Raw genomic sequence first — 25551 nt, forward strand, 5'->3', positions numbered from 1 at the left:
CCGGTTTTCCGGCTCCGGATTCCCGTCTCGTTCTGCGAGGCGGAAGAACAGCCGGGCCCTGTCATGAGGCCCGGCTGCAAGACCCGGACATAACGTGAGACAAGAGGCATCGATGAGCGGGACTGCAACTAACGGGCGGCGTGTCGTCGTAACCGGTATCGGTGTTGTCAGCCCACTGGCTGTGGGCGCGGAAATGACATGGAAGCGGCTGATCGAAGGACAGTCCGGCATTGGCCGGATCACGCATTTCGATCCTTCCGACCTTCCTGCCCAGGTCGCCGGACAGGTTCCGGACGGCCCGACGGCGGAAGGGGGTCTCACGTTGTCCGACTGGGTGCCGGTCAAGGACCAGAAGAAGATGGACCGCTTCATCCATCTGGGCCTTGCCGCAGCCATCCAGGCTGTCGAGGATTCGGGCTGGACGCCTGAGGACGAGGACGGTCGCTGCGCCACGGGCGTGATGATCGGCTCGGGTATCGGCGGTCTCCAGACGATTTATGACGCCTCCCTGACGGTTTCGAGCGGCAAGGCCCGACGTCTGTCGCCGTTTTTCATTCCCTCCGCCCTGATCAATCTGATTTCCGGTCATCTTTCGATCCGCTACGGGTTCAAGGGACCGAACCATGCCGTCGTGACGGCCTGCGCGACCGGCGTCCACGCCATTGGCGATGCTTCGCGCCTCATTCAGTACGGCGACGCCGATGTGATGGTGGCTGGTGGTGCGGAAGCGGCGATCTGCCCGCTCGGCATTGCCGGGTTCTGCTCGGCACGCGCGCTCTCCACCGGATCCAACGATGATCCGACGAAGGCCTCGCGCCCGTGGGACAAGGATCGCGACGGCTTCATTATGGGTGAGGGCGCGGGTGTGGTCGTGCTTGAGGAGCTTGAGCACGCAAAGCGCCGCGGTGCGAAGATCTATGGTGAGATCGGCGGCTACGGCATGTCCGGTGACGCCCATCACATCACGGCTCCGGCTGAAGGCCATGAAGGCGCCTTCCGTGCCATGAAGGCCGCGCTGCGCAACAGTGGCGGCCTGACCACGGCAGACATCGACTACGTCAACGCCCATGGTACTTCCACCATGGCGGATGATCTTGAGCTTGATGCCGTCGAGCGTTTCTTTGGCGAGGACGCCAAGCGTCTGGTCATGTCGTCCACGAAGTCGGCCATCGGTCATCTTCTGGGCGCGGCCGGTGCGGTTGAGGCGATCTTCTGCCTTCAGGCCATCCGTGACGGCATTGTGCCACCGACGCTGAACCTTGATAACCCGGCGCGTGAAAGCGTGATCGACCGGGTGGCGCATGTGGCCCAGAAGCGCAAGATCGATGTTGCCCTTTCCAACAGCTTCGGCTTTGGCGGGACGAATGCGAGCATTATCCTCAAGCGCTTCAAGGACTGAGGAAGGGTTCGCTTTGCATGTCTGAAGGCCAGTCTGACAGCGAAGAACCGCGGAAGCTCGTTCTTCCTCCAAGGGCTGGCCGGAAGCTGGCGTTCTTCGGGGCGCCGCTGCTTCTCGTGGCCGGACTGGCCGCAGGGTATGGTCATTATACCGATCCGGGTCCGCTACAGGACCCGAAGGTTTTCGTTATTCCGCACGGCAATAATGCCCGGGTGACAAAGGCGCTTCAGGACGATGGAATTCTTTCCCCGACCTGGGCTTCCGGTACTTTTTTCCGGATTGCCGCTTTCCTGACGCATCGCAATGGACAGATCCACGCGGCGGAATTCCAGTTTCCTTCCCGGGTTTCTGTCGCCCATGTTCTGGAGATCCTGCGTCACGGTAAACCCGTTTCCCATCAGGTCACAGTGCCCGAGGGCCTGACGGCGATCAAAATCACGGCCATTCTGACGAAAGCTCCAGCGCTGAGCGGCGACCTGCCGACACTGGTCGAGGGAACGGTTTTTCCTCAGACGGTTTCTTATGTCTGGGGCACGCAGCGTCAGGCTCTCGCCGAAAAATTGCAGAAAATGATGGCGGCTAGACTTGCCGCGGCCTGGGAAGGGCGCAATGTCGAGGCGCTGGACGGCTTGATCCAGTCCCCGCAGGAGCTTCTGATTCTGGCCTCGCTGATCGAGCGTGAGACGGCCGTGCCGTCCGAGCGGCCGATGGTGGCGCGCGTGTTCCTGAATCGGCTGAAACTGGGGATGCGCCTGCAGACGGATCCAAGCGTGATCTACGGGCTCAGCAATGGCGTGGGAACGCTTGATGCACCGCTGACCCATGAGGATCTGCAGACGCCGGGGCCGTACAATACCTATCTTCAGGCGGGATTACCGCCCGGGCCGATCTGCTCACCGGGGCAGACATCGCTGGACGCCGCGGCTCATCCGGCTGATGGGAAAATGCTGTATTTTGTGGCGACGGGTACGGGCGGTCACAGTTTTGCGGAAACGCTGGCCGATCAGGACAGGAACATCCGCGCCTATCATGCCCGCATGTCTGCGACACCCCGGGACCAGAACTGAAACCCCACCCTCCGGAGAGGGCGGGACACCTGGATCAGTGTTTCAGTGGCGCGAGAGACTGGCTCTGTACGCCAGCGGCCTGAGCCGAATACGGCCGTGAAGAATCGTATGTCGTCGGATACGGATTGTTGCCCACGACGTCCTGCGTGGCGGTCGTGCGTGCGGACGTGGCAGCCTGTGTCACCCGGGACGTCGCTGTGGCAGCACTGCTGGTGGGAAGCTGTGCCACGGACATCAGGGCCCGGCGGAGAGGGTCTGCGGAGGGGTTGTTGACGCGCATTGTCACGACGATGTCCTCGGGGCCAACCGTCTGGTTGTAATAAGCGCGGTTTGCACCGCTATCGACGGTCAGTTTCGAGCCACCCAGCGCCGCTCCGGCATACAGGCCTTCGTTTTTCTGGGCGGCGTAGATGTCGGTGTTGTGCGCGCCGGCCGTGCTGTTTTCCAGACCGGTGCCAATGCTGGCGAAGGAGGCGGAAGCGGAAGCGTCAAATTTGAACTGGCTGTCGAGGATGGCCTGGATGCCGCGCTGGGACATGATGAACAGGATGGTTTCCGTACTCTGCACACCAAGCTGGAGCCCCATCGAGGCCGTACTCAGACGATAGAAAGCCGGATCGGACCACGATCCCCGTGCGTCCCGGCTGAGCAGGAGGCAGCGGCCGCCAGAGCCGCCAATGCCAAACGACATGTTCAGTACGGACGGGCAGACCATGACGGCCTTGGCTTGTGCCAGAAGCTTCTGGGAGCGGGACTGGGCCGTGGTTCCCGAGAAGAGATCCTGAACCGCCAGCGTGGCGCGATCGACGATGATCTGCTGCTGGCTGGCTGTGGTCTGAGGCGCATCGGAACAGGCTGACAGGGCGGCGCAGCCCGAAGCGACGAGCATGGTCGTACGCAGGAGACCGGACAGGGTCATGGAGGATACCTTCTGCAGTCACGGAAGAATGTTTCCCGCACTATGCGCCAAATGAGGCCAAATCACGAGTGCGGGGGTGGGAGATGTCAAATTTCCACGTCAACGGCGGCCGAGAGGGCCGGAGCGATGCCCGGAGCCGCGGCGAGAATGGTCGCGCCCCCCGTCAGGCCGCCTGTCTGGAGGAAGGGCGAGACGGAAGCTCCGGATTCCCCGAGAATGACCAGCGCCGCCGCCACGTCCCAGAGCTGGATGACGATTTCCAGATACCCGTCGGAGCGTCCGCAGGCCACGTCCGCGAGGGCGAGGGCTCCGGAACCGCCAGAGCGCGGCATCGCACCAAGCGCCATGATAGCGGCGATCTTCTGGTTGAAGGTCTCGGCCGTAACACGCGCGGACCAGCCCATCTCGATCATGGCTTCCTGCGTGTTCGTGATGGGAGACGCCTTGATCGGCGTGCCGTTCAGGAATGCGCCCTTGCCTTTCTGTGCCGTGAAGACCTCGCCAAGTGCGGGTGCCTCGATCACGCCGGCCACGGGTTCGTCGCCTTCCAGAAGGCCGAGCGAGACGCACCAGCGGTCACGGCCGCGGGCGTAGTTGGAGGTACCGTCGATCGGGTCGACCACCCAGCGGAAGCGGCCCTGACGTGTGGTTCCATTTTCCTCGCCCTGAAAACCATCTTCCGGAAAGAGTTCCTGAATGCGGCGGCTGACGAGGGCTTCGACGGCGCCGTCCGCCTCGGTCAGGTAGTCCTGTCGCCCCTTGAGGGTTCCGGTCGGTCCCCCCGGCGCGGGACGCTGGGAGAGGGCGAGCCGGGCAGCATCCCGCACGACGGAGCGGGCGGCCTCAAGGCGGACGGCAATCGGATCGAAGGTCATGGAAACTCCTATTCAGTGCGCCGTGCAGCGCGGAGGGAGGCCGTGATGGCCGGGTCTTCAAGGCTCATGAGACGGCTGGCGGCACTTGTCGCAAACAGGTGCATCAAAGTGCGCCGTCGGGCAGGGGCAAGTTTATGGAGCGCGGGCTCCCGAATGATCGTGCACTCTGCCAGAATGCTGTCCCGCAGGGCAGGGGGTACGGCGCTGACACTGATGACGATCACGCCGACGTCTTCCGGAATGAGGTCCAGCGGAAAACCGTCATCCACGGCGAAAAACAGCCGGTCGGACCAGTCGCGGTATTCCGGCCATTTCTGATCGGTCTGGAAATCGCGCAGGCCGGACTTGATCTCGATGCAGGTCAGGGAGTGATCCGGCAGAAGTGCCATGATATCCGCGCGGCGTCCGGCGGCGGGAAGGGCGAATTCATTGATGGCGGCCCAGTTCATGGTCCGACACAGCCCGAGAACGGCACGCCGGATGGCCAGTTGCGTTTCCGGAAGGCCGCTGGGACTTCTGGCAGGACTCCCCGCAGGGATTTCGGAAAGATCCACACTCATGGTTCCATCCTGCCGCGATCTGCGCTCTATGTCTGCACCGGGGTGCGCCTCAGCCGTCCTTTTCGCAGCGGTATTTTTGCGGTGATGCTTTTTGTGGGAGAGTGCTTCATGCCATTTTTGCGGACAGATCACTGGCGCTGCGCCATCGTTCATGCGCCTCTGGCTGAAGTGGTCGAGACGGCCAGCCTGAATGGCTTTCCCATCACGACGCTGCCCGATATCGGGGACCACCGCTTTCTGGCTGATCCATTCGGTTTCTGGCGGGATGGAAAGTTGCACGTCTTTGCCGAAGCCTTCGATTACCGCAGCCCGAAAGGCACGATCGAGGTTCTGGTTTATGACGGGACCGGCAGGATGCTCTGTCGCGAAACCGTTCTGGAAGAACCCTGGCACCTGTCCTATCCGTTCGTCTTCGAGCAGGACGGCGAGATTTACATGCTGCCCGAGGCAAGCGGTTCGGGACGGCTTTCGCTTTATCGTGCGAAATCCTTTCCGTGCGACTGGGAGCGTGTCGAGGCTTTCGATTTTCCCGAAGCCGCAATTGACGCCACGCCCTTCCATTACGCCGATCGCTGGTGGATGTTCTGGACGCCTGCGGGCAGCAAGGCCGAACGGCAGAGCCTGCTGAACATTTCCGTGGCGAACACAGTGACGGGGCCATGGAAAAATCTCGGACTTTTCCTCAATGACCGGGCCGGAGCGCGTCCTGGCGGGACGCCGGTCATCGTGGATGGCAAGATCTTTCTGCCCACGCAGGACTGCCGGGGCACCTATGGTCGGGGCATCCGGCTTCTGGAAATCGAAGGACTGGAGCGGGGCCTTCCGAAAGTGACGCCGGGGCTGTCGATTTCCATTCCGGCGTCTTTGCGGAAGCGATATCCCGACGGGATGCATACCCTGTCTGCGGCAGGGCAGGTCACGCTGATCGACGTCAAGAAAATCGGGATCGGCCCGAAGCGGGATATTCTCAATCTGAAACGCCGGATTTTCGGCGCCTGAGAGGCTCTTATGCCGGGCTGTCAGAAGCCCGGGATGCGATCCAGTACGTTGTTGCCATTGCGGATGAACGCTTCTGGCCCGAAGCGTTCCAGCACCCGCTTTCGGGAGCGTTCGCCCATTGCTGCCAGATTGTCCGGTCTGCCGATCAGTTCTGCCAGACCGGCTGCAAGCGCAGGCGCGTTATCGAACGGAACGATGCGCCCCGTCTCACCATCCAGAATACTCGACGGCAGTTCGCCTGCCGGGGTGGCCAGCACGGGAAGCCCGCAGGACATGGCTTCATGTCCTGCAACGCACATGCCTTCCCAGTGCGAGGACTGGACATACAGATGCAGTGTTTTCAGAAAATCAAAAGGCTTTGATTCGTAACCCAGAAGGTCGATCGGCAGATTTCCGGCTGTGATGCGCGACTGAAGGGCCGCGTGTTCAGGGCCGTCTCCCGCGATCTGGAGGCGGAACGGCGGCAGATCCGGATGATCTTTCAGGAGAGCGACCGCTTCACAGAGAATATCGTAGGCCTTGACCGGGTTCAGGCGCCCCAGCGAGCCGACGCGCACGACTTCGCCCTCTTTCCAGGGAGTTGCCATCGGGGCGTCCGGATCGGCGCGGAAAATGGGCCATGCGACGAAATTGTCGCTGATGCCGAGTTCCTTGCCTGCAAAGGTAATGACGGACTGGGAATCGGCAACCCAGAGCGTGGTGTAGGGGCGACAGAGTCTCAGCAGGAACGCATTGGCCTTCTTCAGGCGTCCGCAATGCTGCCAGTGAACGGTTGGTGTCTTATGGCGTAAGGCGACCAGTTGACCCAGAAGCGTGGCGCGGCTCAGGGAGGTCCAGATGAGGTCCGGCTGGAAAGCTTCCATTTCATCACGCAGCCAGCGATAGGCCGCAATATGGTCGCGTGTTGTGCCCTCGCGGACGCGGACGGGAATCCCGGCGGCCTCGATCAGTGGAACCGCCAGTCCGTCCTTGGGGGCCAGCGCGAAGACGGTCACGTCCCCGCCGCGGGCCTTCAGGACGGACACGATGTCCGGGATGGGAAGCTGCGCGCCTCCGCATTCGAGCGAATTGATGATGTAGGCGATTTTCATGGGGTCGTCTGGGCCAGGATCTGTTCGGCCAGCGTCAGATCGGATGGTTTGTCCACATCGACCGCCGCACGCCCGTCCGACAGGGGCACCAGACGCACGCTGGCACCGGTGAGCGTTTTGATGCGGCGGCAAAGTGCCGCGGAATCCAGTGTATGGGTTACAGCGCGCAGAAGGGTGCCGAGGCCCAGCGTCATGGCCATCCGGAGCGGGCGCTTGCGGTTCTGCTGGAGGCGCTTCCACAGTTCAAGCACGTTGCGCCCTTTCGGTGTACCGATCAGGAACAGGTTGCAGCCTGAAAAACTCATGTCCGACAGGCGGATATAGGTCCGCTTCGTGCCCGGTACATCACGCTCCACCGTTGAACGGAGGGCGACACCGGCGGCTAGGTCGCAGCCCTGCGCTTTGGCGAGGAACTCCGTGATCCACTCCGGGCGCAGAAGAGCGTGATCGGCCGTTGTCACCAGACAGGGTGTTCCGATACGGTTAATCGCCTCGGCCACGCTCTCGCTGGGAGAGGGGGCCGAACGCAGGATTGTGGCGTTCCCGGCAAGGTCTTTGATGCAGTCGGGGTTTTCGATGCTGATCGTGATGGGCCCGAGGCCGGGTGTGCGGGCGAGGGTGTCCAGCACGCGGGCCAGCATGGGCTGCCCCGCGACGGGAAGAAGTGCCTTGTGGGAAACCTGCCCGAGCTTCGCGAGCACATCGTTCTCGCCGTCCCGGGAGCCGGCGAGAACCAGAACCGGAAGACTCATGCTGCGCGGTTACGATCGGACGCAGCGCGGGCCGCTGCCGGACGCGCACCATCGGGACGGTCCTTGGGCGGCGAACCCGTGAGGTCCATCACCCATGGATAGCGATGTGCTTCCTCGATGTCATAACCGAGGTTGAAGACATGCTTGCTGCGGGGCCGGTCACGGGCTTCGCGGTAGAAACTGCTGAACAGACGGTCCGGCACGTAATTCGTAATGCCGTAATTGCCGTCTTCATCATGGAAATGATGCAGGACGTGCAACTGCTTGATGTCTGCCACCCAGCGCCAGCGCGGCTTGTAGGCCAGATGCTGGATGCAGTGGAAAAACTCGTAGATGCACGTCATGACCAGAGCGGTGGAGAGGGCGCAGAAAGCACCGCTCCAGCCGCTGATCAGGGCGCCGATCGGCATCGTGATGATCGCCATGGTCGGAATGGTGTTCAGCGGTGAGCCGAACAGCACGTCCAGAAGATGCGGGTCCTGGTGATGGTCGAAATGGATGCGCTTCCACAGGGCGGCGGTCCAGTGGTTCCGGTACAGCCAGCGCCCGTGCAGGATGAAGCGGTGGATCGCATACCATACCAGCGGATAGACCACGATCACGACGGGGACGGGGATGAGCGTTGCCCAGAGCGTAGTCGAGAAATGCAGGGCCGCCCAGGCCGTGGCCGCGATCAGCGCGAAATAGAGCAGGATCGTCGGATAGGTCAGATAAGCGAACCACAGTTGCGGGAGGTTCATCTTTCCCAGATCGAAGCTGCGGCCTGTCCGGATGGCGGACATGTTGCGCCATGGTGCCTTGAAGTTGCTCATCGTTCCTCCATCCGCAGAAGCCAGGTCAGCCCCAGAAGGGCCCCCAGCAGCGGGCCGACACTGACGGCGAGGGGTGCCGGCAGTGTCCCTGCGTTTCCAAGTGCGGAAATCATTCCCTGCAGGATGACGAAGCCCATTCCGGCTGCCAGGACATAGACCGGGAGCGGGTTTCGAAGTCCTGCACGGGGTGGGATATAGATCACCGGGAGCGTCAATAGAAGCATTACTGCAATTTCGACGGGTAAAATCATGCCTCCGAAGAGGGCCATACGGTATGTGGCCTTGGGCAGACTTGCCGGTGCACCCTTGTGGAGAATGGCTCTGATCTGTCCGGGTGTTACGAAAGCTCCGTTCTGCGAGAGCGTCATGATGATGGACGGTGTGGCAGGGATGACGAAGGAACTGTCACCCTTTGTGACATTCACGAACGACTTGTCATCCGAAAGGGAAAGATCCTGCGCCCCGTCCGGATGCCACTGATTCCCCTGATAGGTCAGGGTATTCGTATGCTCGGTCCCCGTCAGCAGACCCGTAGCGTCACGGTGATAGATCGTCACGTCCCGCAGGAAATAGCCGCCCTGGGCGATCTGCCCGATGCGGACCAGTGTCGGGCCGGCGCGGAACCAGAGAATATTGTCTTCGGGCTGTCCGTCCTGTCCGGCCAGCGGGTCAGTCCGGTTCCACCATGTGGTGAGGGCATTTTCACAGACCGGAACAAGCCAGTACTGGGCGCAGCTTCCACCGATCCCGGCAATCAGCACGGCTGGCATGAGAAGCCGGAACAGGGCTGGCGTTGACAGGCCAGCCGCACGCAGGGCCGAGATCTCGCTGGACAGGGTCATCTGCGTGAGGAGGAACAGCGCACCGATCATGAAGGCGAGCGGCAGGATGTCAATGCTCAGGGCCGGTAGATGCAGGAACGCAAAAGTGAGGATGCCGCGAAACCCGAGATGACGGTTCAGGATCGGCGTCGTTTTTTCAAGAAGCGCCAGAATTTCTAGCAGCGAGACGAGAACGGCGCCACACAGCATGAACCGTCCCAGAAGGGCGCGGTTGAGCGCCCGGATCAGAACATGCCGCGGCATATGGGGAGTGGAGTCTGTCATGCGCGTGCCCGTCTCAGCTTGCGACGGCGCCATGAGCCGCGCGAGCGACGCAGCAGTGCAGCCAGACATCCCGCGCAGAACACGATTTCCGGCACCCAGATCGCAAGCCAGATCGGAAGCCGTCCGGTCGAAGCGAGGCTGTGGCCGAACATGAGAGCCTGATCAAAGCCGATCAGGATCACGGCCACTGCGATCAGCCCCCACACGGATTTTCTTCGGCGGGCGCTGATGGCCAGTGCAACAGCCAGAGGGGGAATAAAGGGAATGGCGATGGCGCGGGCCATGCGGAAATCCATTTCGGCCCGCAATGTGCGGTATTCGATGCCGGGCAGGCCGTACCGCAGGTCATGCGCCAGTTCGAACAGCGTCAGTTCACGCTCGTCGGCCCCCCGGGAACGGAAGGCGGTTTCCTTGTTCGGCCGGTCAATGACGCGAACGACATGCTCGAAATGGGTCACTGTGGCCTTATGTGGCCGGGTCGCCTGGAACGGATCGTCCACGATTTCCCCGTTCCACAGATCAAGGCGCGTGCTGCGGGTCTTTTCGGAAATGGTCAGTGCGCCGGTGCGCGCCGTGATGATGTGGGCGACGCCATTGGCGTTCACTTCACGGATGAAGACACGCCTGAGCCGGGTGCCGGCATGGCTCACACTGTCGGCGGTCATGACGGCCTTGCTGGAGGTGGAGGCGAACATTCCGGCCTGAAGATGGGGGGCCCAGCCCGTATGTTCGGCGAAATAGAAGCCGGCGCGATAATCGTAACGGGCCACGGGCTGGATATAGCCGTACAGGAACACGCTCGCGGCACCCAGGAGCAGTCCGACGATCATGAACGGTCGGCTGATCCGCATCAGCGAGACGCGCCCGGCCTGAAGGGCGTCGATCTCGTTGTTGTCGCTCATGCCGCGAATGGTCAGGAAAACCGCGATACACAGGGCCGCTGGCAGGGCAATCCCGAAATAATGGGGCAACAGATCCGTCAGGAGCGCGATACAGGTGCCAAGCGAACTGCCCGCCGAAGCGAGATAGTCGAAAAGAGACAGCAGGCGTTCAAGCAGCAGGGCTACCAGCATCGCCAGAAGCGCGATCGCGAAAGGGGGCGCCATCTGTGTCAGCAGATACCGGTCCAGAATGTGGGCCCGCTGTTTCACGCCTCTGTCCTTCCTGTCCGCTTCCAGGATGCCCGCTCACTTACGGAACCATCCAGCCGGTGACGTGCCAGATCGATCTTCCAGCCCTTCTCATATGGGTGGATGGTCAGGCGATTCCAGCAGGCCTGTCGATGGGGGCGCTCATCGGTCAGCGATGCAGATGCCACGCCGAGCAGCGGAATATCGGTCCCGGCAACATGCGTGAGGGTCGCGTCATGGGAATGTCCGTGCAGAACGATCTCCGCTCCGGCCCGTCTGAAAACGGCGGCAACCTCACGATGATCCAGCAGGGACTTGCGCCAGGGTACGAGGCCGCGTTTCGGGGGGTGATGGATCATCACGACCCGGCACAGTCCCTCTTTTCCCAGTTGCTTCAGCAGGGTTTCAAGCCGCTCACGCTGCCTGCGCCCGACCCGACCGCAGGCCATGAACGGCGCTGTGGGGATGCCGGAATTGACGCCGACGATCGCAACCCCGTTCTGGATGCGGACATACGGATACTGCCGGGCGGACCAGCGTTCCCACTGCTCGAGCCCGGCCGAAGCGGGCTGACGGACCATGCAGTCATGATTGCCGGGAATCACGAGGGCCGGCGCGGGCAGGGCTTCAAGCCAGCGGGCTGCTTCGGCAAACTCGTCGGGGGTTCCGAAATTGGTCAGATCCCCACTGACGAGAATGGTGTCCACACCGGACCGCCCGATATCCTTCACCAGAGCCGCGCAGGTCTGCGCGAGATGGACGTACTGGCGGTGCTTCTTCCATGACAGAAGGCTCAGGGCACGCTTGTTGAGCGCCTCACGCCAGTGGACCGGGGGCGGCGGCAGGTGCGGGTCCGAAATATGGGCCAGTGTGACATGTGCCGGTGTGACATGGGATGCTGTGACAGGGGACATTTGCCGCGACGAGAGGGGATCTGCGGGCAGGTCAGGGGTCATGATCAGAAAGGGGCCTTGTCAGTATCCATGCCAGGAATGGGCACCCGGGACCGCCGGGATGGCCTCTTCTGGCAGTTCCATCATAGCCGTGCTAGACCCGGCCGCATAGCCGAACGCCATACGAAGATTGCCTCACCTAGTGCGCATTGCCTTGATCCATAATGCCCGTAGCCGGAAAAACCGCCGGAACGGTTCCAGTTTTGCTGTCGAGGCCCAGGCCCTTCTGGGGAAGGATTTCGTTCCTTCCGACAGTCGGGAAGGAACCACGGACCATGTCCGTCAGCTTTACGAGCGTGGTATCGATACCATTCTCATAGATGGTGGGGACGGGACGGTCAGTACCGCCCTGACCGCCATCGCGCGCGCCTATCCCGCTGACCGGCTTCCGGACATCGTGGTTCTGGCATCGGGCAACACGAACCTGATTGCAGGGGATGTCGGTTTTGGCCTGCGGGGCATGGAGGCGATCCAGCGTCTGCGTCAGGGCGCGCTCCGTTCCAGTGTACGAACGCCCATCCGCCTCTCCTGGCCGGGAACTGACCGCATGCCGGTGCTCGGGCTGTTCGGGGGCTGCGCGGGTTATGCACGAGCCGTGCGGATTGCGCATTCGCCGACCGTCCTGAGATTTGCGCCCCATGATCTGGCAGTTGGCATCACGCTGCTGTCCACGTTCGTCAGCCTCATGTTCCGCAAAAGCCGGGAAGAATGGCTGAGGGGCGATCCCCTGCGGATCGAAACCGGCGGACATGTCTATGACGGGCAGAGCTTCATGTTCCTCGTGACGGGGCTTTCGCGTCTGTCGCGCGGGATCTGGCCGTTCTGGGATGCCGAACCCAATGTCGAGGGGCTGCGCTATCTCGACGTCAGCGCGTCGCCCGACAGCCTGCTGCGGGCGACGGCCGCCCTTCTTTGTGGGCGCGCGCCGCGCTGGCTGCGTCGCCACCCGGATTACGTCAGTGGCCGTACGGACGACATGACGCTGGTCACGGGAAGCGATTTCGTGCTCGACGGCGAGGTCTTCAGTGCAGCACCCGGTGGTGTCCTGCATCTGGAACGCGCGCCCAGATTCCGTTTCCTCCATGCCTGATGCGCTCGAACAGCGCCTGATCGGCGAACTGACGACGCCTGTTGATCCGGGCGTGTCCGCCTTTGCCGATGCGCTGGCCCGTGCCTGTCCCACGCCACCGCTGGGTGTGCTGTTTTACGGGTCTGTGCTGCGAACGGCCGATCCGGACGGCATTCTCGATTTCTATATCGTTACCGAAAACGCCGCAGGTTTTTCAGGCGGACTGGTCGCCCGGACCGGCAATCTCGTTCTGCCGCCCAACGTGCGTTATTCCGAGTTCCATCATGGCGAGCGGGTTCTGAGAGCAAAGATCGCGGTACTGTCGCAGGAGCAGTTCGCGGCCCGAACCGGGTTCGGTGCCCTGGATACGACGATCTGGGCGCGGTTCTGTCAGCCGGTGCGGCTGGTCTGGGTTCGTGATCCGGACAGCGCGGACACGATCCTGTCCCTGATTGCAGGCTGCGTCACGACGGCTTCGTGCTGGGCAGCGCTTCTGGGTGAAAAATCCATGACGGCGCTGGAGTTCTGGCAAACCCTTTTTGCCCATACCTACGCTTCCGAACTGCGGGTGGAGAAAAAGGGGCGGGGCAACAGCATTCTGGAAGGTCAGGAAGCCCGTTATGGGGCCATGCTGCCTCTCGGATGGGCGAGGGCGCATCTACAGTTTTCTGCTCATGGGACCGAACTGGAGCCGGTCATCAGTCCCGCTCTGCGGCTGAGGGCGTCCAGGCGCTGGGCGCTGGTCCGGACATCGGGCCGTCCCCGTAATGTCGCCCGGTTGCTGAAGGCCGCGTTCACCTTCGAGAACGGGGCATCCTATCTGGCCTGGAAGATCCAGCGCCATACAGGCTTCGACATGCAGCTTTCATCGTTCGAGAGCAGGCATCCGCTCCTGATGCTGCCGGTTCTGGTATGGCGGGTCCGGCATCTTCTGTTCCGCTCCCGCCCCTGAAGGCCCCTATCTCAGGCCGATAACCAGTTCTTCAGGCGCGTTTCCCGGCAGGCGTGTACCGGTGGGAAGAGTGTAACGGTTTCCCGAGACCTGCAGGGGAATAGCCGGACATGTTGCCTGTGTATGATCGACGGGGCAGCCCTGAACGAAGGCATGAACGCTCCAGGAAGAGTCAATCTCGGCTACCGGCGCGGGCAGGGGACGTTGGCTGGTTGTGGCAACGGCGACGGTAAAGAAACGATGGTCGCGAACAGCGTGTCCCTGTTCCTGCCGGATGGAAACCTGCCAGCCGTTGATGCTGTCAACGAGCGGACGTCCCAGAAACATTGCCGGTTTCGGTGGAAGGCGCGAAGAACAGTTTTCCAGAATACCCTTTTCCGTCACATCGCATGCGAAAGAATTGACTTCCAGCATTGAGACATCGGGATTCTCGACGATGAGGCGAATTTCCTTGTGGACGTTCTTCTCTTCGACGGGCTGTCCGTTTACGACGGCAGGATCATATTTCAGGTGATAAATACCTCCCAGTGAGGTTCTCATCTGCTGTAAAGTCATCGTGCCGAATGCCGTGACGTTGCTGATCGTCCCGTCCGGCCTGACGTTGAAGGTCAGTTCCATCACGCCCATCTGGTTCGCTTCCAGCATCTCCGCAGGATAGGTGGGAGATGCTTCCTGGATCAGGCGGGCAGGATGATCTGGCACTGTGGCAGCCAGAAGAGTTTGGTGCAGAAGGAAAAGAGCAGGAAGAGCCAGGGCCAGACGTTTCACGCAGTGTCTCCGTGATGGTGAACTGTCCCAGCTTTCCCTATATGTTACGTATTGTAAATGCAGTTACAGTCCGAAATGTCTGGCCACTTCGCCAAAGACTGCAACAGCGCGGTCGATTTCCTCAGGCGAATGCGCGGCCATGACCGAGCAGCGCAGAAGGGGTCGGTTGTCCGGTGTCGCCGGTGGGAGTGAGAGGTTCACATAGACCCCGTTCTCCAGTAGCGCGTTCCAGAACCCGACCGCCTGATCCACCGTCTCCAGCGTTACGGCGACAACCGGAGAGACATGCTCGCCTGTTCTGAGGCCGACCTTCTGAAGCCCTGCATGCAGACGGGCCGCATTGTCCTGAAGTTTGAGGCGCAGTTCCGGATGTTCCTGCATGTCCTCAAGGGCCGCCATGGTGGCCGCGATGATTTCGGGGGGGAGGGACGCCGTGAACATGTAAGGCCGTGAGCACAGACGCATCAGGTCCACGCCATCGTGGTCCGTGACGCAGTATCCACCTACGGTGCCCAGCGACTTGGAGAAGGTGCCGACCACGAAGTCGATCCCGTCCTCGCAGCCCTGCATTTCCGCCACACCGCGGCCATGCTCGCCCAGCACACCGAACGAGTGGGCTTCGTCAGCCATCAGATAGGCGCCGTGGCGTGTCTTGATATCGACGAATTTGTTCAGCGGAGCCACATTCCCCGTCATGGAATAGATGCCTTCGGCGATGATCAGCTTTGCACCGGGATGGTCTTTCAGGCGTGCGAGACGCTTTTCCAGATCCACCGGGTCATTGTGGCGGAAGCGGATGACCTGCGCGCCGGACAGTTTGGCGCCGTCATAGATGCTGGCATGGCTGTCGGCATCAAGCAGCAGGACGTCGTCCTTGTTCACCAGGGCCGAGATCGTGCCCAGATTGGCCTGATACCCGGTCGAGAACACCATGCAGTGCTTGCGATGGAAGAACTCGGCGAGCTTTGCTTCCAGCCTGCGATGCAGACCGAAGGTGCCATTCGCGATCCGGGACCCCGTTGTGCCGACACCCATCGTCTCCGCCGTTTCCACGGCAGCTTCGATGGCCTTTTTCGACTGGCTGAGACCAAGATAGTTGTTGGTCCCGAACAGAAGCGTCTCGCGGCCTTCGATGATCCCCACGCTGGCGGAGATGGGGCGCTCGATCACGACCTCGAAGGGATTGCGCGGTGATGCAGCTGTCAGCCCCTCATAGGCTTCGCGCAGCCCCGCGTGCTTGGCGAAAATGTCTGTCACGCGTGCGCGACCTTGAGCGTATGCAGGCATGCGGCAAGGTCGTTGATGGTCCGGATATCCGCCAGCTTGTCGAGCGGCACGGAAACGTCGAGCTCGTCCTCGATTTCCATAACGAAATTCATGACGGCCAGGCTGTCGAAGGCCAGGTCTTCGACAATCTTGCTGTTGCCATCGATGTCCCGGGGAACTTTCGGGTTGGCAAGCAGTTTCTCAATGATCATTCCGGAAATGCCGGCGACGCTGTCAGTCATGGACTTCAACTCTCGGTGTCTGTGCAATCTTGGGCAAGCCTTATGCTCCAAACCGGCCCCGTTCGCCACCCCTCTGCCCGTTTTGGCAACCGGATAGCCGGGACCGGAGGAGGATCAGGCGACCGAAGGGGTGGTCTCGGGCTGCTGCTCGAACTGACCGGAAAGCAGCATGGTCTTGGCCTTTGCGCGGGTCAGCTTGCCGGAGGACGTCTGGGGAAGTGTGCGGGGCGGAACAAGAATGACCTCGACATCCACCCCGTGCTGGCGGCGAAACAGACTCGTGACTTCGTCGCGAAGCTGGTTGCGGCTCGCTTCCTCGGTCGCGCGGCACTGGACGAGGGCTACGATCTTCTCGCCCTCTTCCCCATCCACCGAGAACACGGCGACGTCACGCGAGCGCAGGGTCGGGATTTCGCTTTCGGCGGACCATTCCAGATCCTGGGGCCAGATGTTGCGGCCGTTGATGATGATCAGGTCCTTGGCGCGTCCGGTTACGACGATCTGGCCGTTGAGGTGATATCCAAGGTCACCCGTGTTCAGCCAGCCATCCGCATCGAGAACGGCTTCGGTCTCGTCGGGGCGACGGAAATAGCCGCACATGAGACTCGGACCACGCACATAGACGGTGCCGACCTGCCGGTCCGCCAGATCATGTCCTGCGGCGTCCCGGACCTCGATCTGATGATCGGGAAGGGCTTCACCGCACAGGACGAAGGTCCGCAGCGGATGGGACGGATCGTTGGACGGTTCGGCAATGCCATCCTTTTCAAGGCGGCGCAGGTCGATCGTGTCGGTCTGGATGCCGGTGTCGAGCGGAGCAAAACTGATGGCGAGGGTCGCTTCAGCCATGCCGTAACTGGCAACAAAGGCGCTGGCCCGGAAGCCGTTGGACGCGAAACGCTCGGCAAAGCCTTCGAGGATATGATGGCGGATCATGTCGCCGCCGATCCCGGCAATGCGCCAGCACGACAGGTCGAGATCGGCCTGACCGCTGCGACGGGCGCAGAGTTCGTAACCAAAGGACGGGCTGTAGGCGATCGTGCCGCGGTTGCGTGAGATCAGGTCCAGCCAGACATGCGGACGGCGTGCGAATTCGCGGGTGGGGAGCAGGTCCACGGAGAGCTGGCAGGTCAGGGGCGTGAGGAAGAAGCCGACCAGTCCCATGTCATGATAAAGCGGCAGCCACGAAACGCAGCGGTCATCGCGCGGGTCTTCGGCCGGGTGGACGTGAAGACCGTCCCGGGCGATGGCGCGGGCATTGGCCATGCCGGCTGCCTGCGTGACCGAAACGCCCATCGGAAAACGCGTGCTTCCGGAAGAAAACTGAAGGTAGGACAGGGCCGTCGGAGAGATTTCCGGCAGCTCGACGCGGGCTTCGGCGTGGCGGTAGAGATCGGCGGGCGATCCCCCGAACACCAGGTCGAGACCATCGACGATGTCCGTGGTCCAGCTTCCGATCACGTCCGGAACCACGACGGCACGGGCGGCGGCGCTCTGGATCATGCCGCGCAGGGTCGTCACATAGCCTTCTTTTCCGCCAAATGCGACGGGAAGCGGAAGGGGCGCCGGAACAAGACCGGCATACTGGCAGCCGAAGAAAATCCGGGCGAAATCGCCATCGCTTTCCGCGACGATCGCAACACGGTCACCAGGAACGAGACCAAGACCCAGCAGACGACAGGCCATGGAACGGGCCTGTTCGCGCAGCAGACGGTATGGCAGCGCTTCAAGAAGCTGCCCCCGACCGGAGTAGATATTGAATCCGCTCTCCCCCTGAGCCGCGTAATCGAGTGCGGCTGCAAAGCTGGGAAAATCTCCGTAACGTCTTTCCAGGCCGGAACGGCTTGGCGTCGGAAGGGGATTGGCGGTTGGGTTCTGGTTGGCCTCGGTCAAACCTGGACTAGCTCCGTTTGGATTGCCTGACATCAGGCAGCCCTTTTCAGAAAATCGACGATTGCATCCGCCGCGGCGGGAGCAGTGGGCTCATCACCCAGTGTTTCGAATGTCTCTAATACATATTGGCGTTGCGCCTCAAGAAAACGAGGATGCGTTTCGAAGGCATTCTCGATCCTGCTGCCCAGATCCAACACATTTTCCGTCACCGGGCCCAGCGTCCAGAACTGATAATCCGGGTCTCCCTGCCATTTTACATGGTGGGCATTGAGAAACAGACAAGGGCGTGGGCGGATCATGAACTCGGCAACCTGACTGCTGACATCCCCGAGATAGAGGTCTGCTCCCATCGTGTAGGTCATGTCGATGCTCCGGTGACTTCCCGGGTCGATCAGCATGTGCGGCAGATGCCCATACTGTCGCCTCAGGGCTTCCCCCTCTTCGCGGTGATTGTCGAAAAGACGGAAATGTGGTGCGAAAACAAGGTTATAGCGATCCTGCGTGGCGAAGAAGCTCAGGATCTGACGCCCCAGTTCCGGCCATGAGGACAGGCGGCGCAGGAAGTGCGGGTTATACAGGATCGTCGGCCGGTTGTTGTTGAAGAGTTTCGGCCGTTTCGCGTCCATGCGCCGCACGAGATCAAACTTGGCATAGGTGCCGCGATGATAGGCGCCGGGTCGGATGATGCCCTTTTCCAGCATCCGCTGCTCCACCTTGCGTCCGGGGACCAGCAGAAAATCGAACTTTCCGAGATGCCGGGCAAATCCGATGGCCCGGTCGCCGGCGCCGTGGCCGGTCCAGATCATCTTGGGATGCCGGACACCCATGCGACGGAGTTGCAGGGAGGTCGCTTCGGGAACGATGATCGCATCAAAGGTCCGGAAATAGTGGCGGGACGCAAAAAGCCCGATCAGGCGGTCCACCACCCGCAGGCCATGCAGTTCGATGCGACGGCGCAGTTTTGGGGAAATCGGGAGGAGATCAAACTGCACGCGCGCTTCGGGATAGAGCGTTGCCAGCGAACGCGCCAGTTCGAGATGGCTCACGGTCAGGCAGGAGACGTGAACCGCAACGTCCGGATGGCGCGCGGAGACTTCTAGCGCAATCGGCAAGGCATGAAGGGTCTGGTGACGCTGGCCGATGAGGGGAAAAGCCACTTTCACGCCATGACCCCTTCCGGACTGCGGGTCGTGCGGATCACCAGGACAAGCTGGATCATGATCAGGAGCGTAACCCCGCACAGTGTGGCCGGTCCGACGCCGCTCAGTCCGTAATGGCGGACCATCATCACGAGGGCAGGAAGGAAGAACAGGCATTCGAGGACGCGGGCTCCGATCGCAGCGCCGGAGCGGTGCGTTGTAAACAGCAGGGGCTCCAGAGGCAGGCCCCAGACCGTGACCACTTCCGCGGCAAGCAGCCACAGGGTGACCGGAAGAGCCTCCGTCGCGCCTTTATGGCCGATATAGAGTTGCAGGAGCGGTTGCCCGGCGAAGAGTGTCAGCAGAAGCAGGGCAGTTCCGATCCCTCCGGCCATCAGGGCGATCTGGCCCGTCAGGCGATAGAGACGGTTCAGCGCCCTGTCGCGCCACAGACGGGCCATTTCGGGATACACGGTCGTCTGGATCAGGGTCGCAGGCTTTGCGATCCCCGCCGCGATCTGGCTTGCGATCCGGTAGTAGCCTGCGCTGGTCGGGCCAACGAAGGCTCCCACCACGAGTGTTCCGATATGACCGAAGGCGAGGGCGAGCGTGGAATTGAGGTTGGTGTTCAGCGCAAAGCGCCAGATCCCGGGATAGGTGCGGAAAAACTGACCGCTCAGGATCTCGGGAAGGAGTCCCTTCATTTCATGGAACAGGCCGTGGACCAGATCCCGGCGATACATTTCCCGGGCCGTCATGAAAAAGATGGTCCCCCACGCCGCAGCTTCCGCAGCGATCCAGACGCTGGCAAGCAACGCGACCGAAGCCCCGCAGAACACCATTGAAGCCGTGCCGATCACGCGGACGATGGTGGCGACGGTTCCCTGCACCGCAAGGAGATCGTACCGGTCAAAAACCCGCAGAAGACCGGTTGCGGTGGCAGAGGCCATGAAGAGGATGGAGATGCAGTAGATGACGCCGATGACATGGATCTGCGGGGGCCAGCCCAGAAGATCCATGGCCAGAAGACTGATGAGAACACCGCCGCCAAAACCCAGCAGGCCGCCAAAACTGTCGAGAAGAAGGCTGAAAGACACGATTTTCTGGAAACTGCGGCGGTCTCCCTGCGTTAGGGGCCGTAATCCGAAGTGCAGGACCGTCTGCCAGGACTGGAAGTCAACGATATCGCCCATCGTCCGTGCGAAAGCATACATCATTGCAACGAGGCCGAAGCTGTAACTTCCCAGCAGATGCGTCGCCATCCAGATGTGGATCAGGCTTAGCGGAGCATTGACGGCCCGTCCTCCCAGAAGGACGCCCAGATTGCTTATGACGCGCTGGACCCCGCCGGGTCTTGCCGCCTGGAAAGACGATGAGTCGTCTGACATCAATTTATGGAAACTTTCGTGACAGTCTTGCCGTTGACTCCGATGGGCTCCAGAAAATAGGCATTTCTCCGGGAATCTGAACTCACTTTTTGTGACCGAAGATTGCGTCGGGTTGCGGCGTTTCATCTTGTGTTGCGTAGAATGCCCGTTCTGAAAAGGGAGGCGGAGCATTGCTTCGTGGGGCAGGAGTGCCATACAGGAAGCAATGCAGTCTTACGGACGGGTCCTATGCAAAGACTTTTCCGGACTCGCCTCTGCTCGGGCCGGAGCCTGACTGACCGTCAGTCAGCCAGACATTGCCGACAATTATGGTCTCGTTGTCGGACTGGGCGCCGGGGCGGAATGGGCGGCCGTCGTCAAGGCGAATGCCTGTGGGCTGGGTGTGGACCGCGTGGCTCCTGCTCTCGCTGCGCGGGGTGCGGAAACGTTTTTCGTGGCACATCTCGACGAAGGAATATCCCTGAGGGCTACGCTGCCGGAAGCCCGTATTTTCGTACTGCATGGTTTTATGCCCGGATGTGAGGACAGTATGCAGGCGCATGCTCTCATGCCCGTGGCCTGTGCTGAACGATCCTGAATAGGTTCGTGGCTGGAAAGGGTTGAGTGAGGACAAGGGTTGCGCATTTCCGGCGGCACAGCAGTTCGATACCGGGATGTCCCGCTTCGGGCTGGGTATCGCGGACATGCAGGAGCGCTCTGTTTTCGAGGGCCTGAACCTGCAACTGGTAATAAGTCATCTGGCCTGCGCGGATGTGCCTGACAGTCCCGCCAATGCAATGCAGCGAAAGCGTTTTGTGAAGATGGGCGCCTGTTTTCCGGGGTTCCGCGCTCCTGGGCCGCTTCGCCCGGTTGTCTCACTTGACGCGCGGATCGTACAGATCCGGACCGTGCAGGCCGGAGATGGGGGCGGGTACGGCCTGAACTGGACAGCATTTCGGTCGATCTTACTGACGCCCCTGCCGATCTGAGGTCAGGGGATGTGCTGTCGGTGCTGGGGGCGGCCACAGGATGTGGATGCGCTGGCCCGCTCAGCGGGAACGATCGGTTATGAGGTTTTCACGTCTCTGGGAAGCCGGTTTCATCGTGTCTATGTGCGGTGCGTCTGATCTGTTTCAGACCGATTTTCGGATCGAGATCGAGACGGTCCGGCCCAGCGGGTCGAGAAAAGCAGGTTCGTAGCCGGCGGGCGTGATGCCCGACCCGTTGCGCGCGCGGATGCGGCTGTTGAAGAGATTGCTGACCGAGACCATGACCCGGAAGTTCTTGGCCCAGTTCCGCTTCTGCCAGCGGGGAATTTCCCCCAGATCGGCGAAGGCGGTCGTGTCCACGGTTGCCAGATCGCTGAAAAACAGGCTGTTGGCATGCGTGCTGGCCAGGGTCGAGGTGGCGGACTGCCACTTGGTCACGAGACGGAACCCGAGCCCGTTCTTGAAGACTCCCCCCTGAAGTTCGACCTCATGCCGTGGCTGGCCGCCGGTTCCCCCGATGGTGCCACCATTGAGCAGGTCGATCGGGGCAAGGCCCGAACGTAACTGCACGGTGTCCTTGAGCCGCCATACCTGTGTCAGGACAATATAGTACCGGCCGCCGGCGCTGCGTTTGCCGTCTTTTCCAGTGGTCTTTTTCCCGAGTGGCCGGGAGAACGAGAAGGTTGCGTTCCACTCGTTGCGCTTTTCCATCAGTGCATTGACCGGACGGATATCGACGACATCAAGAATCCCGTCCGAATTACGCTGGTAACGGTCGGGAAAAGCCTCCTCGATGGCGGCCGTGGCGGTCGGCAGACTCATGACCGGGTTGTGGTTTCGGTCCCGGACATAATTTACATGCAGCCGCGCGCCCTCAAGAAAACCCGGGGAAATGATCGTCCCGATGCTGATTTCGTGCCGGTCCGCGGCATGCAGATTGCGGTTCCCGCCCGAAATGGTCGTGACCTGTACCGAGCGTCCGGTGACGTAGTCATAGGTCGTGACGTTCGGCGTTTCGATCCGCGGGGCGATGAGGTCCGTGGCACCCGGAGCTTCCGTCCGGTCGGTGACGGAGAAGGGGAACTGGATCCATGATGCGGGCTCCCATGTCACGCCACCGCCGATCGTGCCCAGCGTTCCGAAATGGGAGACCTGGCTGACGGCCCCGTTGATGTTCGCATCCAGTTTTCCCAGAAAGGACAGGACGTGTTTTCGCGCATTGGCAATCGGAATATCGCCGTTGATCTGCAGAGTGCCGACATCGCGGCTGATATGGGTCCGTTGCAGCCTGCCCTGACTGAGGGACGTCGCGTTCTGCTCGGTTATGGTGCCGGTCGGGGCAATGCTGGTCGCGACATCGCCGGCAGGGAGGGAGAACAGCGAGCCGGACATCAGGCCCGTGATCTTGCCGGTCGTGCCGGTGGTGTGCCCGTGATTGACCAGACGACTGTTCAGCCAGCTCCGGTCCACTGCCGAGAACGGATCGAAGGCGATCATCCCGTCCGTCAGGGCCGTCTGGGCGGCGCTCAGGTCAAGCCCGGTCTGGCTGTTGGTTGACGTGGTGGAGCGGTCGAAACTTCCGGTGCTGTTCCATTTCCAGTTCCCGACATCCCCGTTGAAGTTCACCCCGGCATGAACGCTGTCCGTATGGGCGGTCTGCTGAAGGGCAGGGACATTGGTATAATCCCGGTACAGCAGCGTATCCTGCGAAAATGGCGAGTAGAGGCTGCTGGAGGGAAGGGTCAGGATGCCGCGTGCCGGTCCCTGAAGGCTTTCGGAATTGCTGTGAGTGTAACTGGCATTGAACGAGGCCGAGACGGTTTTGAAGATCTGATCGGCATAGACGCCGTTCAGGTCCAGTTCGTGCGTTCTGGGCTGGAGACTGTAGTCCGAGGCGTTCGAGCTGACATGCGGCGCGTTAGCGTAGGTCGTGAAATCCTGAAGGGTCGGGATCTGTCCCGTGGCGAGGGAAGGGACACCCGCCGACGTGACACTCTGTCCGACAAGAGTATCCAGCGATGGATCAAGACTGCCCCCGCTGGCGGAGGCGATGTTGCCCGCATTGGAATAAAGGCCGCTTGCGGAGGGCGGAGTGACACCGCGATCGCTGTCAAGCAGACGGGCCTGCGCTTCATAGCGGGCGCTCAGGTTGATCCGCCGCTCTCCCGAAAGTTTCGTGAAACTGGCCCCCAGGACGCCATCGTCTCCGCCGCCATCCGTCGATGTGCTGCCATAAGCGCGCATCCGGATGGAGCGGAAATGCTTGACGGTAATGATGTTGACCACCCGCTCATCGGCCGGATAGCCGTAACGCAGTGCTTCTTCCTCGGTGAAGATCTCGACCCGGGCTATGGCCTCGAACGGCAGATCGTTGACTTCCTGCATTCCCGAAATGCGCTTGCCGTTGAGGAGAACAACCGGCGTATTGCCTGTCGCACCGCGACCTGAACGGGTTTCCGGGGCAATGGCCGTCAGAAGATCGGCTGCGGTATCGACGCCATAGGAACGGATTTCATCGGCCTGGATCTGCATGATCGGCTTGGCGTTTCCCAGGACGGCTCCAGCGGGTTTGTGACCTTTGACCACGATTTTTTCGCCACCGTTCACGGATGTTGTGGACGTGGTTACGGTGGTCGGGCTGCGCAGGGAAGCTGCGGGCGTGGCACCAGGGCTTGGCGTGGTCTGTGCCAGTACGGAAGCAGGGGTGAGCAGGCTACCCAGGCCCCAGACGAGGCCGAGAGCGGGGCGCAGCAGGGGACGTGTCAGAGAGGAGACGACTTGATTTTTCAGGTCATGGTCTGACATGTGCTCTTCTGCGTGCTCCTGCATTGCGTGCGGGCCTGAACGTCCGCATCACATGCAGAATGTCACGAATCTGCAAGAATATCGTGACGGAAGGCGGCCATTTCGAGCCGTTTCTGGCGGATTTGCCTGCGCATGTCGAGCAGAAAGGGCTGTTCAGCCCGCGACCATGTTCCGGCTGCGCTGCATGTTCCGACGGGTTTCGTCGTCCAGAATGGCCCGGATCCTGCGCGTCAGTTCCGTGGCGTCCGTATAGGTCCGGCCATAGGTCAGATTGAACGTATGATCGAAATCGTCGGGGTTGAGCCCGGCATTGTGCTGGCTGATGGTTTCGATCTTGTCGAAGGCCTTGGCCAGACGGGCTTCCGGCGATGCCGCATTTTCATATTCGTCCCACAGCCCCAGAAACTCCGCCTGAAGTTCGTCCGGCAGGGGCGCCATGATCGTCAGCAGGTCTTCGCGTTCCTGTGCGGCTTTGTTGGCCGAAGCATGAAGCGAGATCGCGGGAACATCGCCATGGATGGCTTCGCCGAGATCATGAAGGATGCAGATTTTCAGAAGCTTCAGAAGGTCGATGCCTTCAAGCTGGTCGGCAAAGGTCATGACCAGAAGACAGAGCGCCCAGGTATGTTCGGCCGTGCTCTCGGTCTGGCCGCCATGGGTATAGGTCCGTCGGAGAATATCCTTGAGGCGGGAGGCTTCCCGGAGAAAGTCGAGGCGCTTTTCGAGATCGCCTTTTGTCATGCAGTGGGTCCTGTCTGTGACGATGCGCGACATGGTCGTGGTGGACGTCTTATCCGACAAGCGCATGCAGGACTACATATCCTATAAAGACAGCGACGGCCACAAGCCCGAGCAGGACAAGAAAACCGGGTCCTTCCTGAAGGGACTTGAAGATTTTCACCATCACTTCAGGCATGGGAGATGCTCCGTAAAAAGCAGTGCAATCCGGGAGAACCAGTCAATGGACCTCCTGTTCTGAAAAATCATAGCATTTTTATCAGGCCGTCTGTCGGAATATCTTTGCCGGATTTCGCGATTGTCATCGTCCGTTACGTTCTTTCCTTCAGAACACCATATTTTGCCCGCCATCATCGAAACCGGAATATTTCCGATGGAGCACTTCATGAAAAAGATTATCGCCCTGGTCCTCGGTGCCGGTCTGTCCCTGTCGCTGGCAGCCTGTGACGGGCCTTATGATGACCGTCGTGACGGGGGGCATCACCACCACCGTCACGGAAACCACGGGTATGGCCCGGGCAATGGTGGTCAGGGCATGGGTGGTCCCGGCATGAATGGCGGCGGGATGAACGGGCCGGGCATGGGGGGTGGTCAGGGACGTCAGGGCGGCTGGTAAAAGCCTTCTCCAGGGCGCAGGGTCCGAGGACGCGCGTCCCGTAT

The 25551-nt window shown here is 61.3% G+C and carries 27 protein-coding genes; 9 read left to right on the top strand and 18 right to left on the bottom strand.

All coding sequences use genetic code 11. The annotated features are described in order from the left end of the window. The first annotated feature begins 112 nt into the window (after positions 1-112). Both fabF and mltG read left to right on the top strand, forming a co-directional pair. On the top strand, positions 113-1399 hold the full coding sequence (fabF, locus tag ABF859_RS04560) for a beta-ketoacyl-ACP synthase II (protein WP_415526555.1): 1287 nt from the start codon (positions 113-115) through the stop codon (positions 1397-1399). A gap of 17 nt (positions 1400-1416) precedes the next feature. Beyond that, the gene (gene mltG / locus ABF859_RS04565) at positions 1417-2466 is read left to right on the top strand and encodes an endolytic transglycosylase MltG (RefSeq protein ID WP_415526557.1); all 1050 of its coding nucleotides are present in this window, start codon (positions 1417-1419) and stop codon (positions 2464-2466) included. 34 nt (positions 2467-2500) lie between these two features. On the opposite strand, the gene ABF859_RS04570 is transcribed toward mltG, so the two are convergent. The 3 genes from ABF859_RS04570 to ABF859_RS04580 form a co-directional block, all read right to left on the bottom strand. After that, on the bottom strand, positions 2501-3385 hold the full coding sequence (locus ABF859_RS04570) for a lipid-binding SYLF domain-containing protein (RefSeq protein WP_415526559.1): 885 nt from the start codon (positions 3383-3385) through the stop codon (positions 2501-2503). Between the two features lie 86 nt (positions 3386-3471). Beyond that, the gene (locus ABF859_RS04575) at positions 3472-4260 is read right to left on the bottom strand and encodes an inositol monophosphatase family protein (protein ID WP_415526561.1); all 789 of its coding nucleotides are present in this window, start codon (positions 4258-4260) and stop codon (positions 3472-3474) included. 8 nt (positions 4261-4268) lie between these two features. Then, a complete protein-coding gene (locus ABF859_RS04580; RefSeq protein WP_415526563.1) occupies positions 4269-4820 on the bottom strand; it encodes an MmcB family DNA repair protein in 552 nt (183 codons plus the stop codon). Positions 4821-4928: 108 nt separating this feature from the next. Here ABF859_RS04580 and ABF859_RS04585 point away from each other — a divergent pair, with 108 nt between their 5' ends. Then, positions 4929-5819, top strand: a complete 891-nt coding sequence (locus tag ABF859_RS04585) for a hypothetical protein (RefSeq protein ID WP_415526565.1) — start codon at positions 4929-4931, stop codon at positions 5817-5819. Positions 5820-5839: 20 nt separating this feature from the next. Here the strand turns inward: ABF859_RS04585 and ABF859_RS04590 are convergent, their stop codons facing one another. The 6 genes from ABF859_RS04590 to ABF859_RS04615 are packed head-to-tail and all read right to left on the bottom strand — an operon-like array spanning position 5840 to position 11624. Beyond that, complete coding sequence (locus ABF859_RS04590) at positions 5840-6910, bottom strand: glycosyltransferase family 4 protein (RefSeq protein ID WP_415526567.1); 1071 nt, start codon at positions 6908-6910, stop codon at positions 5840-5842. Continuing rightward, positions 6907-7662 carry a nucleotidyltransferase family protein gene (locus ABF859_RS04595; protein ID WP_415526569.1) on the bottom strand — a complete coding sequence of 252 codons (756 nt, stop codon included), beginning with the start codon at positions 7660-7662 and terminating at the stop codon, positions 6907-6909. The genes ABF859_RS04590 and ABF859_RS04595 overlap by 4 nt, the downstream gene beginning before the upstream one ends. Further along, a complete protein-coding gene (locus ABF859_RS04600; protein ID WP_415526571.1) occupies positions 7659-8474 on the bottom strand; it encodes a sterol desaturase family protein in 816 nt (271 codons plus the stop codon). Before ABF859_RS04600 ends, ABF859_RS04595 begins: the two co-directional genes overlap by 4 nt. Then, entirely contained in the window at positions 8471-9580 is a 1110-nt protein-coding gene (locus ABF859_RS04605) for an LptF/LptG family permease (protein ID WP_415526573.1), read from the bottom strand. The genes ABF859_RS04600 and ABF859_RS04605 overlap by 4 nt, the downstream gene beginning before the upstream one ends. Beyond that, positions 9577-10731 (bottom strand): LptF/LptG family permease, encoded by a 1155-nt coding sequence (locus ABF859_RS04610; RefSeq protein ID WP_415526575.1) that lies wholly within the window; start codon positions 10729-10731, stop codon positions 9577-9579. The genes ABF859_RS04605 and ABF859_RS04610 overlap by 4 nt, the downstream gene beginning before the upstream one ends. Continuing rightward, positions 10728-11624 carry a metallophosphoesterase family protein gene (locus tag ABF859_RS04615; protein WP_415526577.1) on the bottom strand — a complete coding sequence of 299 codons (897 nt, stop codon included), beginning with the start codon at positions 11622-11624 and terminating at the stop codon, positions 10728-10730. Before ABF859_RS04615 ends, ABF859_RS04610 begins: the two co-directional genes overlap by 4 nt. Positions 11625-11805: 181 nt before the next feature. Between ABF859_RS04615 and ABF859_RS04620 the strand changes: the two genes are divergently transcribed. Both ABF859_RS04620 and ABF859_RS04625 read left to right on the top strand, forming a co-directional pair. Further along, positions 11806-12753 carry a diacylglycerol/lipid kinase family protein gene (locus ABF859_RS04620; protein WP_415526579.1) on the top strand — a complete coding sequence of 316 codons (948 nt, stop codon included), beginning with the start codon at positions 11806-11808 and terminating at the stop codon, positions 12751-12753. Next, positions 12746-13684 carry a hypothetical protein gene (locus ABF859_RS04625; protein ID WP_415526581.1) on the top strand — a complete coding sequence of 313 codons (939 nt, stop codon included), beginning with the start codon at positions 12746-12748 and terminating at the stop codon, positions 13682-13684. Before ABF859_RS04620 ends, ABF859_RS04625 begins: the two co-directional genes overlap by 8 nt. Before the next feature lie 6 nt (positions 13685-13690). On the opposite strand, the gene ABF859_RS04630 is transcribed toward ABF859_RS04625, so the two are convergent. The 6 genes from ABF859_RS04630 to ABF859_RS04655 form a co-directional block, all read right to left on the bottom strand. Continuing rightward, positions 13691-14452: a hypothetical protein gene (locus ABF859_RS04630; RefSeq protein ID WP_415526583.1), complete on the bottom strand. Its 762-nt coding sequence runs from the start codon at positions 14450-14452 to the stop codon at positions 13691-13693. Positions 14453-14515: 63 nt separating this feature from the next. After that, the gene (gene spt, locus ABF859_RS04635) at positions 14516-15709 is read right to left on the bottom strand and encodes a serine palmitoyltransferase (protein WP_415526585.1); all 1194 of its coding nucleotides are present in this window, start codon (positions 15707-15709) and stop codon (positions 14516-14518) included. Continuing rightward, positions 15706-15960: an acyl carrier protein gene (locus ABF859_RS04640; protein WP_062509391.1), complete on the bottom strand. Its 255-nt coding sequence runs from the start codon at positions 15958-15960 to the stop codon at positions 15706-15708. The genes spt and ABF859_RS04640 overlap by 4 nt, the downstream gene beginning before the upstream one ends. A 114-nt stretch (positions 15961-16074) precedes the next feature. Beyond that, entirely contained in the window at positions 16075-17886 is a 1812-nt protein-coding gene (locus ABF859_RS04645) for a fatty acyl-AMP ligase (protein WP_415526587.1), read from the bottom strand. Next, on the bottom strand, positions 17886-19016 hold the full coding sequence (locus ABF859_RS04650; protein WP_415526589.1) for a sensor domain-containing protein: 1131 nt from the start codon (positions 19014-19016) through the stop codon (positions 17886-17888). Before ABF859_RS04650 ends, ABF859_RS04645 begins: the two co-directional genes overlap by 1 nt. Continuing rightward, positions 19013-20380 (bottom strand): lipopolysaccharide biosynthesis protein, encoded by a 1368-nt coding sequence (locus ABF859_RS04655; protein WP_415526591.1) that lies wholly within the window; start codon positions 20378-20380, stop codon positions 19013-19015. The genes ABF859_RS04650 and ABF859_RS04655 overlap by 4 nt, the downstream gene beginning before the upstream one ends. A 325-nt stretch (positions 20381-20705) precedes the next feature. On the opposite strand from ABF859_RS04655, the gene ABF859_RS04660 reads away from it, so the two are divergent. The 3 genes from ABF859_RS04660 to ABF859_RS04670 are packed head-to-tail and all read left to right on the top strand — an operon-like array spanning position 20706 to position 21486. Continuing rightward, positions 20706-20957, top strand: coding sequence for an alanine racemase (locus ABF859_RS04660; protein ID WP_415526677.1), 252 nt, complete (start codon positions 20706-20708; stop codon positions 20955-20957). A gap of 22 nt (positions 20958-20979) precedes the next feature. Then, positions 20980-21348 carry an alanine racemase gene (locus ABF859_RS04665; protein WP_415526593.1) on the top strand — a complete coding sequence of 123 codons (369 nt, stop codon included), beginning with the start codon at positions 20980-20982 and terminating at the stop codon, positions 21346-21348. Positions 21349-21357: 9 nt separating this feature from the next. Beyond that, positions 21358-21486: an alanine racemase C-terminal domain-containing protein gene (locus ABF859_RS04670; protein ID WP_415526595.1), complete on the top strand. Its 129-nt coding sequence runs from the start codon at positions 21358-21360 to the stop codon at positions 21484-21486. A 6-nt stretch (positions 21487-21492) separates the two neighbouring features. Here the strand turns inward: ABF859_RS04670 and ABF859_RS04675 are convergent, their stop codons facing one another. The 3 genes from ABF859_RS04675 to ABF859_RS04685 all read right to left on the bottom strand — a co-directional run bounded on the left by ABF859_RS04675 (position 21493) and on the right by ABF859_RS04685 (position 25069). Further along, positions 21493-24153 carry a hypothetical protein gene (locus ABF859_RS04675; protein ID WP_415526597.1) on the bottom strand — a complete coding sequence of 887 codons (2661 nt, stop codon included), beginning with the start codon at positions 24151-24153 and terminating at the stop codon, positions 21493-21495. 153 nt (positions 24154-24306) lie between these two features. Beyond that, positions 24307-24894 carry an HD domain-containing protein gene (locus ABF859_RS04680; protein WP_415526678.1) on the bottom strand — a complete coding sequence of 196 codons (588 nt, stop codon included), beginning with the start codon at positions 24892-24894 and terminating at the stop codon, positions 24307-24309. A gap of 49 nt (positions 24895-24943) precedes the next feature. Beyond that, on the bottom strand, positions 24944-25069 hold the full coding sequence (locus ABF859_RS04685) for a hypothetical protein (protein ID WP_415526599.1): 126 nt from the start codon (positions 25067-25069) through the stop codon (positions 24944-24946). Positions 25070-25276: 207 nt separating this feature from the next. Between ABF859_RS04685 and ABF859_RS04690 the strand changes: the two genes are divergently transcribed. Beyond that, a complete protein-coding gene (locus tag ABF859_RS04690; protein WP_415526601.1) occupies positions 25277-25507 on the top strand; it encodes a hypothetical protein in 231 nt (76 codons plus the stop codon). Positions 25508-25551 lie beyond the last annotated feature (44 nt).

The sequence above is a fragment of the Gluconobacter sp. genome (genome assembly GCF_047722525.1).
Taxonomy (GTDB): Bacteria; Pseudomonadota; Alphaproteobacteria; order Acetobacterales; family Acetobacteraceae; genus Gluconobacter.